The following is a 17,906-nucleotide window of genomic DNA, read 5'->3' on the forward strand; positions in this document are numbered from 1 at the left end:
TCGATAAATGGGAGACAACCCCAAAAGTACTCACCCCTCTGGAATGATCTGTAGCATTTTAGTGATCTTTTGGAAAGTTTTCCGTGGAGCTTTTTATGGTTAAAATTGCATGCGAAAAAGGCTGAAAACTGGGACTTTCGGGTCGCCTGCCGCTTGCCGCGTGACGCCAGTAGCGGATGTGGCTACACTCCCGCCGGTTTAGTTCGGCGGGATGCCGTGGGCGGCCTCAGGGCGGTATCAGCCCGCGATTGCGCCGCGACACGGTTTGTAGCGCCGAGGGGTGACATGGCGACGAAAGGGCGGGTTGGACGGCTGGTACGCCACGCACTGTCCCGCAGCAAGGGGCGGCTCGCCGAGGCGCTTTTTTCGTCGCTATTCGTCAATGTCCTGGCGCTCGCGGTGCCGATTTTCATGCTTCAGGTCTATGACCGGGTGGTGTTCCACGCCGGGCTGACGACCCTTCAGGGCCTGGTTATCGGCATGGCGGCGGCGATTCTATTCGACGGATTGCTGCGTCTCGGCCGGGCCCGCCTGTTCCAACGAATCGGCCTTGATATCGATATCGATGTCGGCCGGTCGCTGTTCGAAAAGATCGTCAAGCTGCCGATGCGCGTTCTGGAATCGCGCAGTTCGACCTCCTGGCAGATCCTGTTCCGCGATATCGATGCCGTGCGCGCCGCCCTGTCCGGGCCGGCCATGGGGCTGTTGATGGATCTGCCCTTCGCGGTGCTGTTTCTGTGCGCGATCCTGTGGCTGGCGCCGCCGCTCGCCGCCGTGATTCTGGTCGCGCTGCCGCTGTTCATTCTGCTGGCCTGGCGATCCGGGGCGACGGCGGCCAATTTGTCGGAAGACGAGCGGTCGGAAAGCGCCAAGCGCGAGGGGCTGATCAACGAGATCGTCGCCGCCCGCGCGACGGTAAAGTCGCTGGCCCTGGCGGAACGTCTGCGCCCGGTTTGGGAGGCGCGACACGCCGACAGTATCCAGGCCTCCCTGCGCCGTGGCACCGCCGGTGACGCCCATATGACCCTGAGCCATGTGATGAGCCTGGCAACGACGGTCTCCATGACCTGTGTCGGGGCGCTGCTGATCCTGGAACAGAGCATGACGATCGGCGCCTTGATCGCTTCGAACATGCTAGGCGCGCGGATGATCGCGCCGATTGCCGGTCTGGTCGGGCAATGGAAGACGCTGCAGAACGCCCGCGACGCCGCGCGCCGGCTGGACGAGGTTCTGCATCTGGAGGAGGAGGGCAACATTCCGGCACTGCCCTTCGGCCGCCCGAAAGGACAGTTCAAGCTGGAGGAAATCGTCTTCCGCTATGGCCGCGAGGGCGATGCCGCTATCGACAAGATCGACGGGACGATCGGGCCGAACGGGCTGCACTGCATCGTCGGCAAGAACGGCAGCGGCAAGACCACGCTGTTCAAGATCCTGGCCGGGCTTTACCCGCCGGAATCCGGGCGTGTCCTGCTGGATGGGGCGGATATCGCCCAGTTTCCGCGTCGCCAGTTGGCGCGCTGGATCGGATACATGCCGCAGGAAGTGGTGATGTTCACCGGGTCGATTCGCGAAAACATCGTCATGGGCGACGAAAGCGGCACGGATGAGGATGCCGTGGAGGCGGCCAAACGCGCCGGGGCGCATGACGCGATCGCGCTGCTGCCGGAAGGATACGAAACCGAATGCGGCGAATCGGGTGGACGTCTGTCTGGTGGCCAGAAACGCCGGATTTCCGCGGCCCGAACCCTGATCGGGGATCCGCCCGTCCTGTTGTTGGACGAACCGTCGGGCGATCTGGACGGTGAGGCGGAAGTCGCCCTGGCCCGCAATCTGCGCGAAATGGCGAAGGATCACACCATTCTGATTTCGACCCATTCTCCGACCCTGCTGTCCGTGGCCGACACGATACTGGTCCTTGAGAAGGGCCGGGTGGCGATGGCCGGATCGGCGAAGGAGGTCCTGACCCATTTGTCCGGCGGACGCGCGCAAGGCTCTCAACCTGCCCAATCTGCGCGGCCGGCAGGCGGCGACACCCGGGCGGCGGAATAGGGCGAGGGGGAGAAGCGCGGTATGACCACCCTGTCTAACGATCCCAAAGCCAACCCGCTCGACAGTCTCCGGGCCAGCGTCAAGGTCGGCGGCTCCCGCTTCTGTACCTGGGGGCCGGGCCTGCTGATTCTGGGCTTTCTCGGCTGGTCCGCCACGGCGGAGCTCGACGAGGTCGCCGTCGCCGTCGGGGAGGTCATTCCCCAGCAGCAATTGCAGGTCGTGCAGCATCTGGAAGGCGGCGTCATCGACGAGATCCTTGTCGGCGAAGGCGATACCGTTGCGAAGGGCCAGCCGCTGATGCGTCTCAATCTTGGGGGCGCAGGGATCAATCGGGAAGAGGTGCAGGTTCGTCTCGACGGCATGGTGCTTGCCAAAGCGCGCCTGGAGGCCGAGGCGAGCGGCGGGGATGCCGAGCCGATATTCCCCGAGGATCTGGTCGCGCGCCGGCCCGAAATGGTGGAAGCCGAACTGCGCAGTTTTATGGGCAGAAAGAGAGACTTGCTGTCGTCTCTTGCGGTTTTGGATGAGAAGGGGCGACAGCGGAAGCTGGAGATTTCCGAACTGGAAGCGCACATCGCCTCGATCCGCCGGGACCTGCAGTTGGCGGAACAGCGTCTGACGATGTCATCGAACCTGCTGGCAGAGGGACTGACCCCGCGTATGGAACATGTCGCCATCGAGGCTGAGGTTGAACAACTTCGCGGCCAGATCGACGTTATGAACCAGTCGATTCCCCGGGCGCGCTCGGCACTACAGGAGATCACGGCGGAACGGAATCGGGAAATCGAACGCTACAGCCGCCGCGCTCTGGAGGAACTGGTGCCGGTCGAGACGCGAATCGCTGAGTTAAAAGAGACATTGGGAACCGCCACGGACCAACAATTGAGGTCCGAAATCAAGAGCCCGATCGACGGCATCGTGAAGAATCTGAAGACCAATACCGTGGGCGGCGTCATTCGCCCGGGAGAGCCGATTGTGGAGATCGTCCCGGTCTCGGAGGAATTGGAGATTCGGGCGCGACTGAACCCGAAGGATAGGGGCTTCGTTGCCGCCGGACAGCGCGCCGTCGTGAAGATCACAACCTATGACTATGCCCGCTATGGCGGGCTGGAAGGCGCGGTAGAGCGGGTTTCCGCGAGTACCAATGCCGGACAGAACGGTGAAACCTTCTATGAGGTCGTGGTGCGGACGGACCGAACCTATCTCGGCAAGGAAGAAGGTGACTTTCCGATCACACCCGGCATGGAAGCGAGCGTCGATATCCATACCGGGACGCGAACGGTGCTTGATTATCTGGTCAAGCCCGTGCTGAAACTACAGCACGAAGCGTTCAGAGAGCGGTAATATTTCATCCGCCGGTAACGCTCGCTGGCGGAGCACCGGTTGTTGTGATATTCGACGAATGCGTTATCAGGATGTTGTGCTTTGCAGCATCCCTGTCGGGGGTATTTTAGGGGCGCCGGTGGACATCAAAGGGACATGGACGATCGCATTCGCCCGTGGCGGAGTTTTCGCCGCAGCGGTCACTTGCGCGCTGTCCCTCGCGATTCCACAGAACAGTGCCGCACAGACGCTCCAGGACGAGCTCTACCATCTGGTCAAAACGCATCCCAGAATCGAGGAACAGCGGGCGATCCTGCGCCGCGCGAACGAGGCCGTCACGACGTCCCGATCCGGCTATTTGCCGACGGTTTCCTTGAGCGGCAGCGCCGGCGGCAACATTGTCTCGAATCCTACGACTCGCGGAACGAACCATGACAACGAGTTGGTTCGGTTCAACGCGCTCGGCATTGAGGTTCGCCAGAACCTGTATGATGGCGGGTTCACGCCGAACTCCGTCGATTCGGCTCTCATGGCACGGGACAGTGTCACATACGCCCTGGAAAGCACGGTTCAAAGGGTCATGCTGCAAGGCATCACGACCTATTTGAATGTGCTGCGGCTGAACGAATTGATCCGCGTCGCTCGCGCCCGGGAGCGGACGATTCGCGAGCAGTTGCAGCTTGAGACCGAACGCGTGGAGCGTGGCGCCGGGATCGAAGTCGACGTGCTGCAGGCCAAGTCGCGCCTGCAACTGGCAATCGAGCAACGGGTCGATCTCGAGGGCCAACTGCGCCAGGCCATGTCGGAATACATCCTTCATTTCAATCGAGAACCGGACATCACTCAGATGCGGCTGGAACCGTCGCCCATCGAGATCGTGCCGCCGACCATCGAAGACGCATTGTTCACGGCGCGGGAGGAAAACCCGCTGCTGTCCGGTAACGAGTTCCTGGCCCGCGCTGCGCGTTTCACGGTCGAGGCGGAGCGGTCCGGTTATCTTCCGGTCCTGGACCTGGTCGGCCGTGTCGATCATGAAAGCAATGTCGGTGGAACCCGGGGGCTGTCCAAGGACTCCGCCGTGCTGATCGAGATGTCCTGGGAGATATTCTCCGGCTTCCGGACCGACGCCGCGGTGACAAGCGCGCAGGAAACGTTGATCGAACGCCTGTCCGCCGCCGACCGCACCAAGCGCGAAATCGAACGGCAGGTCAGGCAGGCCTGGACCAAGCTGGAAAACACCCGCGATCGTAAGGAATTGCTGCTGAACGCGGTTTCCATCGCACAGGAAGTGTTCACCGCCCGTCAGAAGCTGCGCGATGCGGGCAAGGAGACGACGCTGAACGTTCTGGACGCCGAGAACGAGGTTTTCCAGGCGGAACAGAACCTGATCCGCGCCGATTACGACACCCGGGTGGCGGTCTATGAACTGGCGGTCGCCATGGGCATCATGACGCCCGCCTTGCTGGGGATCGATGTTCAGATCATCGAAAACCCCGAAGAATACATCACGGGGGCGGGGAAGATCATCGACCCCGAACCGGATACACGCGTTCAGGAATACCGCGACAGGATCCAGGCGGAGACCCCGACGCCGTTGAACCGCGCCAAGCCGCCGGCACCGCCTACAAATACCCTGCCGGAAGAGACGGATGCCGTCGACGCGCAGGATCAACCTCAGCAGAACACCGATTCCGTTATTGAGCCGCCCCCGACCGACGGGACAATCGGCGGACTTGATCAACCCACCCCGTCGCCGGTGACCGCCGATGCGTCCCCGACGCTTCCCCCCGTTCCCGATAACGCTGTGACACAAGCGTCCGATTCGATCGCGACGGCCCGCGAGATCCAAGCGGATCCCCCGTTCGCGGGCGAATTCGCTGTGCCTCAGGATCTTCCGGTTTCCGAGGTCACAAGCCTTGATGCCCCGGCGGCAGCAGAACCTTTCCCGGCGGCTCCCGAGTCGCAAGCTTTGGCCGTGCGCGATACTGCGGGCCCCAAGCCGGCGGTGCAGGTCGAGCAGCCGATTGCGGATACCAAACGCGATACATCGGAAGCCGAACTGGTTTCGGCTGAACCGATCGCCGCGACCGATACGGCGCCGCGCGGGCCGGACTTGCTCGAAGCGGTTCGAAGCCTGTTTGGAACCACCAATGCGGGCCTGGAGCCGGCAGTCTTGGCCGCACCGACGGATACGACGTCTGTGCCGGCCGCCCTGGACGCTTCTTCAGAGACCTCTGGCGCAATGATGATCGATACCGTCCCGGCCGATCCGCAACCCGGTCCGGCCCCGCAGGCATCGACCGAGATCGTCACCGCGGCCGGACGACCCGCCGTTGCCAAGTTGGAACCCGTGACGGTGCCAACCGTTGTGCGCGATGAAACGGATGCGATCGCGGTCAGACTGCATCAAGATACTGCCGGCGCCGGCGCCATGTTCGACATTCCCGGAACCCTTCTGTTCGGTGATGTGCCGCCGCCGCGATAGCGGAAGCGTGAGACAATGACCAATAAGGTTTTAAAGACCCCCGGTTTCGTGCTGGCAGGACTGACCTTGCTGCTTGCCGGTTGCGATCTCCTCGACCCCATGGCGGACAATGTTCCCGGCGTACCGAGCGACCGGATGTCGGCCGTTCTCGCGGCCGCCCAGACGCAACCGGACCTGCGTCCGGGAGACCGGTTCGTCTTCGACAATCCTACCGTTACCTGGCAGGTCGTTTCGATTGCGGAGAACGGCAATATCGCATGGCAGGCGGATAATGGAGAAACCCAGATCACCGCGCCGAACCCTTTGCTGCCCGCCCTGGAATGGCACAGCGAGACACGCGGCAGCGGCCGCCGTTTGATCTCCAACATGTCCGGATCGATGTTCCCACTGGAACCGGGCAGCGAACTGACCTTCCGGTCGACGGTCGATACAGATCAGCCGCCCTATGCCTGGGAGTTTGATTGGATCTGCGAAACCGGAGATCTCGAATCGGTCGCTGTTCCCGCAGGGACGTTCCCGGCCTATCGCATCGCCTGCGGAAGGCAGATGCCGGACGAGGTCGTCTTCTACTACGCACCCGAAGTCGGTAATTACGTGCGCTTGATCACAGCCGATTCCAATGGCGGAGCGCCGCATGAGCGGCGACTGACCGACTTCTCCCGCGCCGCGATGCCGATGCAGCAGGCGGGCATGCCCGTGCCCGCGCCGGGCGAAGTGGTGATGGAATCGGACGAGCCCGGCCGTATGACGATGGGGGAACCTCAATCCGGCCAGGTGAATGCGCCGCGGTCCGGTCCGACTGCATTGGGGATGATTGCTGAAGGCGGCCAGGCGCCGATGGCGCCGGCCCCGGCTGAGACACCACAATCCGGGCTGACCGCTGTCGAGGGCGGTGCGCAGGCGGCGCCTGTTCCGTCGACCGCCATGGCCGCGACCGATGCGGGCGTGCCGGCAGGCGCCTTGGCGGTGCACCTAGCGTCATACAAGGATCCCGGCAACGCCGAAAAAGGATGGCAGCAACTGTTGGGGGCCAACCGCGACCAGTTGCAGGGGCTGCGCCCCTTGGTCCGCAAAGTGGAGATTACCGGGAAGGGGACCTTCTATCGGCTGCATGCGGGCCCGGTGGCAGACGAGGCGCAGGGGAAGGCAATTTGCCGGGTGCTGGCGCAGCGCGGCAGCTATTGCAAGGTCGCACGGCTGTAGGGGCGTACTCTACGCCGGCGGCGCCGGTCGCACATACAAAAGGGCCGCCGAGATTCGGCGGCCCTTTTGATTTGGAACCCCGAAACCGGGGCCAAAGATCTTATTTGATCTTGGATTCCTTGTACGCCACATGCTTGCGCACGACCGGGTCGTACTTGCGGAATTCCAGCTTTTCGGTCTGGTTGCGCGGGTTCTTCTTGGTCACATAGAAATGACCGGTGCCAGCCGTGCTCACCAGCTTGATTTGAACGGTCGCGGGCTTCGCCATCGCCTTGATCCTTCTACTTGAAGCGCGTCGCACCCAACTGTGCGGGAGCGCCGCGTTGAAACGGTGCCGGAAAATAGCCGTCCGCCCGGCCATGTCAAGATGTTAAAGCAAACCGTCTTCCTGCGGCTGTTTCTGGATAAGCCGCGCGCCGTCGACCCAGGTGAACAGCCGGATCGGGCGGGACGGGGAATCCAGTCTTTCCGGGTCGCGCCACAGCTCCAGGGCCTGGCTTAGGACAAATTTGGTGACGCCACGCAGGTGGTCGCTGATCAGCGCCTGAGCCGCCGGAATCCACATGACTTCCGGCAACTCGCCGACGGCATGAGCCACCCCGGTGGCAGCCGATTCCGGTGCCAGGAAGAAGCGGGTGTCGAAGCGGATGGGAGAGGGTTCCGGCGTTATGGCCCGCACGATGTAGCGCAACTCGTCCGCCACTGGCATCTGTCCGTCTGCGTCCAGCCGGGCAAAGTAGGGATTGTCGCGCGGCACGAAGGCGGGCAGGGGCCCTCGGGTGGCGATCATCAACCCGGTTTCCTCCCAGGTTTCACGCAGGGCGGCGGCATGGAAACGCGTTCCCCGCCATTCAGGGCTGTTGCCTAAATCGATATCCGGCGGATCGACCGCGCCGCCGGGAAAAACATAGGCGCCCGGCATGAAGCGCGCATTGTCCCGTCGCCGGCCCAGAAGAACGTCCGGCGCACTCGGATCGCCCCGAAGAATGACGAGGCTGGCCGCGTCCACAGGGTGTGACATGCCGCGATCAGGCACCGTCTACAGCCCGCCCGACGGTCAAAGCCCGTCGGATCAGCGCGGGCGACTCCAGGATCAGCTCCGCGATCGCGAGGTCGATATCGCCCGATGCGTGCGGCAGCCACGGACAGAGTTTCAGAATTTCCCGTGTCTCCGCTTCGTCACCGTAACTTGCCGCGCGCCGGCGCTTCAAATTGGCGGCACCGCTGTCCACGCCCTGACCCAGAGCCTGATCGAGAGTTGCGACGGCGTCGGACGCGCCGCTGGTGCAGACGGTCGGCATCACCCCCATGCGATTCAACGCATACCCGCTGGGGGCGACAAACCGCGCCCAGGTGACGTAAAGCTCGCCATTATTGGGAAGATCGACAATGGTCTGGATCGTGCCCTTGCCGAAGCTGCTCATGCCGACCACGACGGCGCGACCGTGGTCCTGAAGCGCCGACGCCAGGATTTCTGCGGCACTGGCCGACGCACCATTGATCAGGACGACCGTCGGAAGGTTGTCGGCAATGTCGCCGGGTTCCGCCTTGAAGACCTGGTGACTTTCCGGGTGGCGTCCGTCCGCCCGCGTGATCAACCCCGATTCCAGGAAAAGGTCGGCGGAATCGACTGCTTGGTCCAGGCGACCGCCCAGATTGCCGCGCAGATCGATGATCAAGCCGCTGAGGCCCTGACCCAGATCGGCCCGCGCCTGGCCGATGGCCTCGGCAATGCGCTTGGACGTCCGTTGATTGAAGCCCGAAATCCGGATCAGGGCGTGGTCGTCGATCAGGGAATAGAAGACCGTGTTGGGAACGATTCGTGTTCGCCCCACAGTCACGTTCAAGGGCGTCGGCAGCCCGTCGCGAACCAAGGTCAGCGATACGGGCGAGTCGACCGGTCCGCGCATCAGCCGGTCCACGGCGTGCAGCGGCATGCCGGCAATCTTCAATGCGTCGATCGCGACGATCCTGTCGCCGACAAGCAGACCGGCCGCGGCGCCAGGCTTGTCGTGTTCCAGCCTGTGAATTCGGGCGCCTTCCGGATGTTCCTCAAGGTCGATCCCAATGCCTCCGAATCCGTCGCGTTCCGCACGCAGATCAGCTGCGTCCTTCGGATTGGCATAGCGCGAATACCGATCCAGCGTCCGCATGGCGGAATCGAAGAACCGATCATACAGCGCTTCCTCGCCGGCGTCTTTCGGCAACAGTCCCGACATATGTACGTCCAGGACCATGGAACGGGCGAACTCGCTCCAGGCGGCGATTTCGGCGCCATCGTCCGGGGCCAGGCCTTCCGCCGCGATCTGCCCGCCGACTTCGATCATGAATACGTCGTCGTCGTCGATATCCAGATCGTAGCTGCTGTCGAACTTTCGCAGACCGTCCAGACCGCCGATCGTGAATCGGCGCAGGTCGGGCGGATCGATATGAACCGACGAAACCTCGGTGTAGACCGCGTCGAACATTGTGGTCATCCGGCTTTCCAATGCCGGATCCGGCTGAACGGCGGCCGTGCACGCGCTCAGCATCAAGGGAATCGCAAGGGCGAACTCAGGACGAAATCGCGGAAGGTGTCGGAAGGTATTACCGCACATGATGGAATGAGGATAGCCGCGTCGCCGGGGCCGCACCATGTTAGATTTGTGATCCTTTGAGACTGTGCTGCTACCGTCTGCCTTTTCGCCCGCCGCCGGGACGGCCGCCGCGTTTCGGTCCGAACTTCCGGGGGCCGCCCTTGCCGCGCCCCGGCGTTCGGGCCTTGCGGTCCTTCACGATATGACCGCCCTCGATGATTTCGAACACCAGGCCGCCGGTGACAGTATTCGCCTCGGCCAGTTTGATCCGAACCGTTTCGGCTAGTTGATAGGCTTGACCGGTCTGTTCGCCGACCAGGCGTTGATGTACCTCGTCATGCCAGTAGCGGTCCCAGGGCAGGGTGCCGACCGGCACGAGCCCGTCCGCGCCCGTTTCATCAAGCCGCACGAACAGGCCGAACCGTTTCACGCCGGTGATGCGCCCATGGAAGGTCGCGCCGATTCGGTCGGCCATATAGGCGGTCAGATACCTGTCGGTTGCGTCACGTTCTGCCGCGATGGCCCGGCGTTCGGTATTTGAGATCAACTCCCCGAACTTATCGAACTGTTCCGCCTGCGCATCCGGCAGGCCGCCCTTGCCCAGCCCATAGGCGGATATCAGGGCACGATGCACCAGCAGATCGGCATAGCGGCGAATCGGCGACGTGAAGTGGCTGTAGCGTTGCAGCGCGAGGCCGAAATGGCCCTCATTTTCCGGGGAGTAGACGGCCTGGCTTTGTGCCCGCAGGACCATGTCGGATACCAGTTGGGCCTTTTCCGTCCCGGCGACCCGGCTCAGAATCTTGGTGAAATGATGCGGACGCAAGGCCCCGTCGGTCGCCAGCTTGATATCCAGGACTTGCAGCGATTCCCGCAGGCCTTCCAACCGGTCCAGTTTTGGCGGTTCGTGCACCCGGTACATCACGGCACGGGCATGACGCTCTTCCAGCAGTTCGGCGGCGGCGACATTGGCCGTAATCATGAATTCTTCGATCAGTTTGTGGCTGTCGAAGCGTTTGCGCGGCGTGATGCGCTCAACCGTTCCGGTATCGCTCAGGACGACCTGCAGTTCCGGTAGGTCCAGCTCCAGCGTGCCGCGGGCGGCACGGCCCCTTTGCAGTGCGTCATAGGCGGCATAGAGCGGTTTGATCACAGGGTCGAGCAGATCGGCGATCTTCTGTTCGACCGGGCGGCCCTCCATTGCGTCCTGGACCTGGGTATAGGTCAGGCGCGCCTTTGAGCGCATGATGCCGCGCATGACCTTCTTGTCCAGCAGGCGGCCGTCGGCCGATATCCGCATACGGATCGCCATACAGGCCCGCTCCACATCGGGACGAAGCGAGCAAAGGTCGTTCGACAGGGCCTCGGGCAGCATCGGGACGACCCGATCCGGGAAATAGACGCTGTTGCCCCGTTCGCGGGCGGATCGGTCCAGCGGGCCTTCCGGCGTCACGTAATGGGCGACATCGGCGATTGCGACATGCAGAACATGGCCGCCTGCATTGCCCGGATCGTCATCCGGCGCGGCGTGGACGGCATCGTCGAAATCCCGCGCATCCTCTCCATCGATCGTAACCAGGGGCAGGGCGCGCAGGTCGGTCCGCCCGTCCGGTGTGACAGGTTGCGCCGACTCGGCCTCTTCCAGGGCCTCGTCAGGGAACTCAACAGGGATGCCCTGGGCGTGAATGGCGATCAGGCTGAAGGCTTTGGGCTGGTCCAGGCGCCCGATCAATTCCGCGACGCGCGCGGCATGGCCACCACGCGGACCGCCGCGCAGCGGTTCCGCCAGGACCAGATCGCCGGGCGTCGCGCCCTTCAGGTGATCGCGCTCGATGAACCAAGTCTTGTCCTGCAGCTTTTTGTCGGTCGGCACCAGGACCGCGCCGCCCTTGGCCGGTTCCAGGACTCCCAGAAGCTTGCGCGGGCCGGGCTGAAGTACGCGGATGACCGAAGCTTCGTATTGATGGTCGCCGCGCCGCCGGGTTCGGGCCAGAATCCGGTCGCCGACTTTCGGGGCGGGGCCGCTGCGCGTACCGCCGATAACGATTTCCGGGGGCGATCCGTCCTTGTCTTCATTCCAGCTTGCCGGTTTTGCCCAAAGCTCCCCATCGGCGTCGATTGTCTCAACCGAAAGAACCAGGACCTCGGGCAGGGCGCCTCGGGCCGCGACCTTCTTTTTGTGGCCGCGGTCGATCAGCCCTTCATCGGTCATCTCCTGCAGGATTTCCCGCAGGGCAGCGCGTTGTGCGCCTTTCAGACCGAAGGCACGGGCGATGTCACGCTTGTCCAGCGGCCGTTCGCTTTCGTCGATATAGGCCTTGATACGTGCCTTGTCCGGCAGCGACGAGCGGATGCGATCCGGAATGTCGTCGGGGTCGTCCAAATCAGGAAGCCTTGCGCGCGGGCGCCTTCTTGGCCTTGGACTTTTTGGATTTGGCTTTCTTCGCGGCGGACTTCTTTGCCGTCGACTTCTTTGCGGCGGCTTTCTTGGCGCCGGATTGCTTCGGGCCGGCGGATTTGCCGGCGGCTTTCTTGGCCGCCTTCGCGGCGATCAATTCGATGGCCTGCTCAAGCGTAACCGCATCGGGCTCCGTCCCGCGTGGGATCGACGCATAGATCTTGCCGTGTTTCACATAAGGACCGAAACGGCCCGAACCCAGGCTGATAGGCTTACCGTCCGACGGGTGGGGGCCCAGTTCCTTCGCGACGCTGGCGCGGCCCTTGCCCTTGGGACCGGCCTCTGCCAGCACGGTGACGGCCCGGTTCAGGCCGATGGTCAGGACATCGTCGTCTTTCGGCAGCGAAACATAGGCGTCGCCATGCTTCAGATAGGGGCCGAAGCGTCCGATGCCCGCCGCGACCGGCAGCTTGCTTTCGGGGTGATCGCCCAGGAGGCGGGGCAGGGACAGAAGCCTCAGCGCCGTTTCGAGATCGATCGTCGACGGCTCCATCGTTTTCAGCAAAGACGCGCGCTTGGGCTTGGTCTTGGTCTTGCCCTTTGCGTCCTTCTCGGCCTCTCCCAGCTGAACGTAATAGCCATAGGGACCTTGGCGAACCGCAACGTCCAGGCCGGTTTCAGGGTCGGTACCCAGCAGACGCGGATATTCGGTCGCATCCGGGCTGTCACCGTTCAGATTGCCTGCCTCGTCCAGATTCCGGGTCAGTTTGCAGTCCGGATAGTTGGAGCAGGTGATGAACGCGCCATAGCGCCCGAAATTCAGGCTTAACCGGCCGTTACCACAGGACGGACATTTACGGGCGGCTTCGGTATCGCCCTTTTCGTCCGGCGGGAAAAAGTGTGGGCCCAGAACCGCGTCGATCTTTTCGCGAACTTCCTGCCCGGTCAGTTCCATCGCCTGGTCGGTTATGCCTCGAAACGCCGTCCAGAAGTCGCGCAGGACGGTTTTCCAATCGATCCGGCCGCCGGAGATATCATCAAGCTGTTCTTCAAGTCCTGCCGTAAAGGCGTAGTCGAAGTATTTGTCGTAAAAGGAAGAAAGGAACGCTGTTACCAGCCGCCCACGGTCTTCCGGCTGGAAACGGCGCTTGTCCAGCAGCACATATTCCCGATCCTGAAGCACCTTCAGGATCGAGGCATAGGTCGACGGTCGGCCGATGCCCAGTTCTTCCATCCGTTTCACCAGGCTCGCCTCGGTAAAGCGGGGCGGCGGTTGGGTGAAATGCTGGTTGGCGTCGGCGTTCAGCAGGCCGGGCCGGTCGCCTTCCTTGAGGTCCGGCAGACGGCCGCCTTCCTTATCGTCGTCGTCCTTGTCGTCCTCGCTCTCGATATAGAGCGTCAGGAACCCGTCGAAACGCACGACGGAGCCGCTGGCGCGCAGCCGCGCGGATTTGTCGGCCGTGTCGATATCCACCGCGACCTGATCCAGTGTCGCGCTTTCCATCTGACAGGCCACCGCGCGCTTCCAGATCAGCTCATAGAGCTTCCGTTGATCCGGCTCCAGGTAGCGGGCGACGTCTTCCGGCCGGCGGCGCATGCTGGTCGGACGGATACATTCATGGGCTTCCTGGGCGTTCTTCGCCTTGGTGCGGTACTGGCGCGGCCCGGAGGGCAGATAGTCGGATCCATAGACGTCCTCGATCATGCCGCGCGCCGCCGCAATGGCTTCGCCGGACATGGTCGTGCTGTCGGTCCGCATATAGGTGATCAGGCCGACGGCCTCGCCGCCCAGTTGGATGCCTTCATAGAGTTTCTGCGCCAAGGTCATGGTCTTGGTGGCGCCGAAATACAGCTTGCGGCTGGCTTCCTGCTGCAGGGTCGACGTGGTGAAGGGCGGGGCGGGGTGTCGCTTGACCTGTTTCCGCTCTACGGACTGCACCTGATGGCCGCCACTGCGGACGGCGGCCAGGGCGGTCTCGGCGGCGCTCTTATCGCCGAGATCGAACTTGTCGAGCTTCTTGCCGTTCAGATGCGTCAGACGCGCAGCGAAGGGCGTGCCGTCGGCGGCAGCCATCTGGGCGTCGATGCTCCAGTATTCGCGCGGCTTGAACGCTTCGATCTCCGCTTCGCGTTCGCAGATCAGCCGCAGCGCGACCGATTGCACGCGCCCGGCCGACTTCGCGCCAGGCAGCTTGCGCCAAAGGACCGGCGACAAGGTGAACCCGACCAGGTAGTCCAAGGCACGGCGCGCCAAATAGGCGTCGATCAGTTCCCTGTTGAGATCGCGCGGATTGGCCATCGCATTGGTGACGGCACTTTTCGTGATCTCGTTAAAGACCACCCGCTGAACCGAAATCGGCGCCAGAACCTTCCGTTTGGTCAGTTCTTCCTGAATATGCCAGGAGATGGCTTCCCCTTCGCGGTCGGGGTCAGTCGCCAAAAACAGGGCCTTCGCGCCTTTGCAGGCCTTGGCGATTTCGTCGATCCGCTTCTTGGCACGGCTATCGACTTCCCATTCCATCGCGAAGTCGGCATCGGGCTGAACCGATCCGTCTTTCGGCGGGAGGTCCCGGATATGGCCATAGGACGCGAGAACGTAATAATCGCCGCCGAGATACTTATTGATGGTTTTGGCCTTCGCCGGGCTTTCGACGACAACGACATTTTGGCCGGTCATGAGTGGGAAAGGCCTCTAAAGATAACGGTTCGCATGGGCGACAGAATTGGCACCCAGGATGCAAGGCGTCAACAGCTCGTTTCTAAGGTGTTGAAGGACCTGTGAAAATTCGGACGGTTGGGGCTCGGCGGTCAATCCGCGCGCGGGGGGCGGGTTTTCCAGTGACTCACCACCATCGCCGCTGTCTTGGTGTCGATCCGCTCGAAATAGGCCGTCAGGCGTTCGATGTCTTCGTATTCGGCGATCCGCTGCATCCGATCCAGCAAAGTCGTATAGCCGTCGACATCCATGCCGACCGACTTCATCGCCACCGCCAGCGTTTGGCCGTCGCCACGCTCGAAGACCCAGCGCGACGTTTCCAGCGGCAGGTGCGTGTGTTCCGAAAACTCAAGCGCCGCACCCTCCGGACCGTCGGCCAGAAGGCGGCGCAGCAGGCGTGCTGCCGGCCGGTGCCCGCCCCGTTGCACCTGTTCGGCCCAGCCGCCACCGATCGCGGCGTTGAGCGGCGACGACACTGCCAAACCATCCAGGACCGCGTTGTCCACGGCCTCCGCAACGACGGCACCATCGATGTCGTAGGTATCCACGATATGGCGGCGCAGCGCTTCCCCGACCAGCGTGTAAAGCCGCCGGGCCAGATCCGCGCCCAGATCTCCGCGGGACGAAAGCGGCGTATGCAGCGAACCGCAATCCACGGCGCGATCGACCAAGATGCTCATATCTTCCGCTTCGATGGTCGCGCTTAGATTTTTCGCCAAGGTAACGTCGATCGCCTCGTCATTCATCGCGACCAGACGGTGACTGACCGGACCCGTCAGTTCCGCGCGTGTCGCGACCGCCATGGCGTGGCCATGGCCATGGTCGTCGATGAGTCGGATCAGGTCATAGTCGGACAGCAGGGGGGACGAGCGCAGGATCGGATAGGCGACATGCACCGTATCATTGGCCAGGAAGGCGATCAGGTCCTTCGGCACATCGGTGCGGTCGCACAGATAGTCGGAAATGTTTCGCCGAACCGCGACCTCGACCTTGTCGATCAGCATCCGCAAAATATCGAAGGTCAGGGACAGTTCGCGATCGCTGAGATCGGAACGCGAATCGAGACAAAGCTTCGCCACGGAGGCGGCCAGTCCGCCTTTCCCGTCAAGCGCGCGCTGATGCGCTAGGCGCAGCAAATGTTCAAAGGATACGGCACGGTCGGTCATCGCTCTCGGTCTTCTTCCAAGCCCCTCCCCGGGGCGCGACGCGGGGCGCACCATTCTGGCTGCCCGTTGGATCGCACAATATGAATACGTCCGACCCAGTTCTATAAGGAAGAACTATCAGCCGGGAATTCAATAAAAAAAGGAGAAAGGACTTCATATTATTTGAGCGCAAATTTCTGCGCATTTTATCTACTTGATAAGTCTTCCGGCGCACCGGAGTCATTTTTTTGCGGTATCTCAGGAGGTAAGCCGCGCAAGTTGAATCAATCTCCTAACGGATGCGTGCAATTTTGCCGCCGGAACGCCGCTCGACCGCGCCCGCCAGTTCCAGTTCAAGAATGATCGAAGAAACCTCGCCGGCATCCGCCGACAGATCGGCGACAAGGTCATCCAGTGCGATTGCTGTCGGTCCCATCGCGGTCAGCAAACGGTCGCGCAAGGCGTCGTCACCATCGCGTCGAGCCGTTTCGATCGGTTCGAATTGCAGGGCGGCTTGTGGTGCGGAAAGTTGGGTATCCAGCGCGCCCAGCAATTCGTCCGGTGTTTCGATCAGTGCGGCGCCCTTCCGGATCAAATCGTTCCCGCCTCTGGCGCGGGGGTCGAGCGGCGACCCGGGAATGGCAAAGACGTCGCGTCCCTGGTCCGCGGCCAGGCGCGCTGTGATCAGCGACCCGGACCGTAAGGTCGCCTCGACGATCAGGACAGCCCGGGATAGGCCGGAGATAATGCGGTTACGGCGCGGGAAATGGCGTGCCTGGCCGACTATTCCGAAAGGCATCTCAGCGACGATCGTGCCGCCCTCAGCGATGGCCCGGTACAGGTTGGTGTTCTCCCGGGGATAGATCACGTCGATCCCGCCGGCGAGCACGGCGACCGTGCCGGTTGCCAATGACCCGCTATGCGCAGCAGTGTCGATCCCCATAGCGAGGCCCGACGCGATGCAGAAACCGGCACGCCCGACCTCCGAGGCGAACTGTGCGGCCATGCGCTTGCCATTGGTCGACGCGTTTCGAGATCCGACAATGGCCACGGTCGGGCGGTGAAGCAGGCTTTGATCGCCAATAGTGTTCAAGACAGGCGGCGCATCCTCCGTTTCGGCCAATAGCGGCGGATAGTCCGGGTCGCCCAGATGTAGCATGCGGCCGCCATAGGCCTGAAGCGCCTCCATCTCGGATTCGATTTCCGTCTGGTCGGGAATGCGCAGGCCGCGTCGGCGCCCGGCCCGGCCCGCCAGTCCCGGCAGGGCGTCCAAGGCCATTTCGGCGCTGTCGTAACGCGCCATGAGCTGACGGAAGGTGATCGGCCCGACATTTTCGGACCGGATCAGCCTCAGTCGGTTGACGCGATCCATATCGTTGATCGGCGGACGGATTAGCATGCTCAGACAATGGGAACAAATCGGGTCCGGGTCAATCCAGAATGACACTTATCGGCGATTTTAGTACACGAATACACAGCGGGCGGGTCCTGTCGAAATGGGACTGGGCCGAGACGTGGCGGTTGCGACAGGGCTGTGGGGTTGACGCGGAACGCCCACTGGGAATGATGGTTAAGGGCAAATCTAAAATGGGGCAGGGTGGATCGATGGCCAATCCGGGTAAGAATTCGACGGCGGCATGCCTGTGGTTGCTGATGCTGACGCTGGACGCCGATGGCAAGCGCAAGGATGTGGAATTCTCCGAAATTCAGAATTGCCTCAATGACTTGTCGCCGACGCTTTCCGACGATCCGGGCCGGCAGCCCGAGGCGTTGATGGCCGCCCTTAACCGATATTATGAAGAGCTGGAACGGACAGGGCCGGACGAAGTTCTAAAAACAGTGCTGCATCAAATCGACGATGGCGAATTGCGCCAGCAGGTCTTCGTGATGCTGATGCGGGTCGCCATCTCGGACAGGCAATTGCACAAGCAGGAGAATTCGCTGCTTCGGCAGATCGGGTCGGCCTGGGGCCTTCGGTTCGAAACCTGAATCAGGGCGCGAGCCCGGGACT

General features: G+C 62.6%; 12 protein-coding genes. 5 read left to right on the forward strand and 7 right to left on the reverse strand.

What is annotated here, in order from left to right; translation table 11 throughout:
* Nucleotides 1-285: 285 nt before the first annotated feature.
* The 4 genes from ACO06O_RS08580 (at nt 286) to ACO06O_RS08595 (ending at nt 7,060) form a co-directional block, all read left to right on the forward strand.
* Nucleotides 286-2,049, forward strand: a complete 1,764-nt coding sequence (locus ACO06O_RS08580; RefSeq protein ID WP_421878273.1) for a peptidase domain-containing ABC transporter — start codon at nt 286-288, stop codon at nt 2,047-2,049.
* Nucleotides 2,050-2,070: 21 nt separating this feature from the next.
* On the forward strand, nt 2,071-3,393 hold the full coding sequence (locus ACO06O_RS08585) for an HlyD family type I secretion periplasmic adaptor subunit (protein WP_421878275.1): 1,323 nt from the start codon (nt 2,071-2,073) through the stop codon (nt 3,391-3,393).
* Nucleotides 3,394-3,511: 118 nt separating this feature from the next.
* Nucleotides 3,512-5,857, forward strand: coding sequence for a TolC family outer membrane protein (locus ACO06O_RS08590; RefSeq protein WP_421878277.1), 2,346 nt, complete (start codon nt 3,512-3,514; stop codon nt 5,855-5,857).
* 15 nt (nt 5,858-5,872) lie between these two features.
* Nucleotides 5,873-7,060: an SPOR domain-containing protein gene (locus ACO06O_RS08595; protein ID WP_421878279.1), complete on the forward strand. Its 1,188-nt coding sequence runs from the start codon at nt 5,873-5,875 to the stop codon at nt 7,058-7,060.
* 100 nt (nt 7,061-7,160) lie between these two features.
* On the opposite strand, the gene rpmG is transcribed toward ACO06O_RS08595, so the two are convergent.
* The 7 genes from rpmG to dprA form a co-directional block, all read right to left on the reverse strand.
* Entirely contained in the window at nt 7,161-7,328 is a 168-nt protein-coding gene (rpmG, locus tag ACO06O_RS08600; protein ID WP_420416603.1) for a 50S ribosomal protein L33, read from the reverse strand.
* A gap of 102 nt (nt 7,329-7,430) precedes the next feature.
* On the reverse strand, nt 7,431-8,081 hold the full coding sequence (locus ACO06O_RS08605; protein ID WP_421878281.1) for an NUDIX hydrolase: 651 nt from the start codon (nt 8,079-8,081) through the stop codon (nt 7,431-7,433).
* 7 nt (nt 8,082-8,088) lie between these two features.
* Nucleotides 8,089-9,591, reverse strand: coding sequence for a S41 family peptidase (locus ACO06O_RS08610; protein WP_421878283.1), 1,503 nt, complete (start codon nt 9,589-9,591; stop codon nt 8,089-8,091).
* 136 nt (nt 9,592-9,727) lie between these two features.
* Nucleotides 9,728-12,019 carry a ribonuclease R gene (rnr, locus tag ACO06O_RS08615; protein WP_421878285.1) on the reverse strand — a complete coding sequence of 764 codons (2,292 nt, stop codon included), beginning with the start codon at nt 12,017-12,019 and terminating at the stop codon, nt 9,728-9,730.
* Between the two features lies 1 nt (nt 12,020).
* The gene (topA, locus tag ACO06O_RS08620; RefSeq protein ID WP_421878287.1) at nt 12,021-14,711 is read right to left on the reverse strand and encodes a type I DNA topoisomerase; all 2,691 of its coding nucleotides are present in this window, start codon (nt 14,709-14,711) and stop codon (nt 12,021-12,023) included.
* Between the two features lie 131 nt (nt 14,712-14,842).
* Nucleotides 14,843-15,916 carry a DUF2336 domain-containing protein gene (locus ACO06O_RS08625; protein ID WP_421878289.1) on the reverse strand — a complete coding sequence of 358 codons (1,074 nt, stop codon included), beginning with the start codon at nt 15,914-15,916 and terminating at the stop codon, nt 14,843-14,845.
* 271 nt (nt 15,917-16,187) lie between these two features.
* Entirely contained in the window at nt 16,188-17,267 is a 1,080-nt protein-coding gene (gene dprA, locus ACO06O_RS08630) for a DNA-processing protein DprA (RefSeq protein ID WP_421878291.1), read from the reverse strand.
* A 215-nt stretch (nt 17,268-17,482) separates the two neighbouring features.
* Here dprA and ACO06O_RS08635 point away from each other — a divergent pair, with 215 nt between their 5' ends.
* A complete protein-coding gene (locus ACO06O_RS08635) occupies nt 17,483-17,884 on the forward strand; it encodes a TerB family tellurite resistance protein (protein WP_421878293.1) in 402 nt (133 codons plus the stop codon).
* Nucleotides 17,885-17,906: the final 22 nt, after the last annotated feature.

The organism is Pacificispira sp. (assembly GCF_965228185.1).
Lineage (GTDB): Bacteria > Pseudomonadota > Alphaproteobacteria > UBA8366 > Aestuariispiraceae > Pacificispira.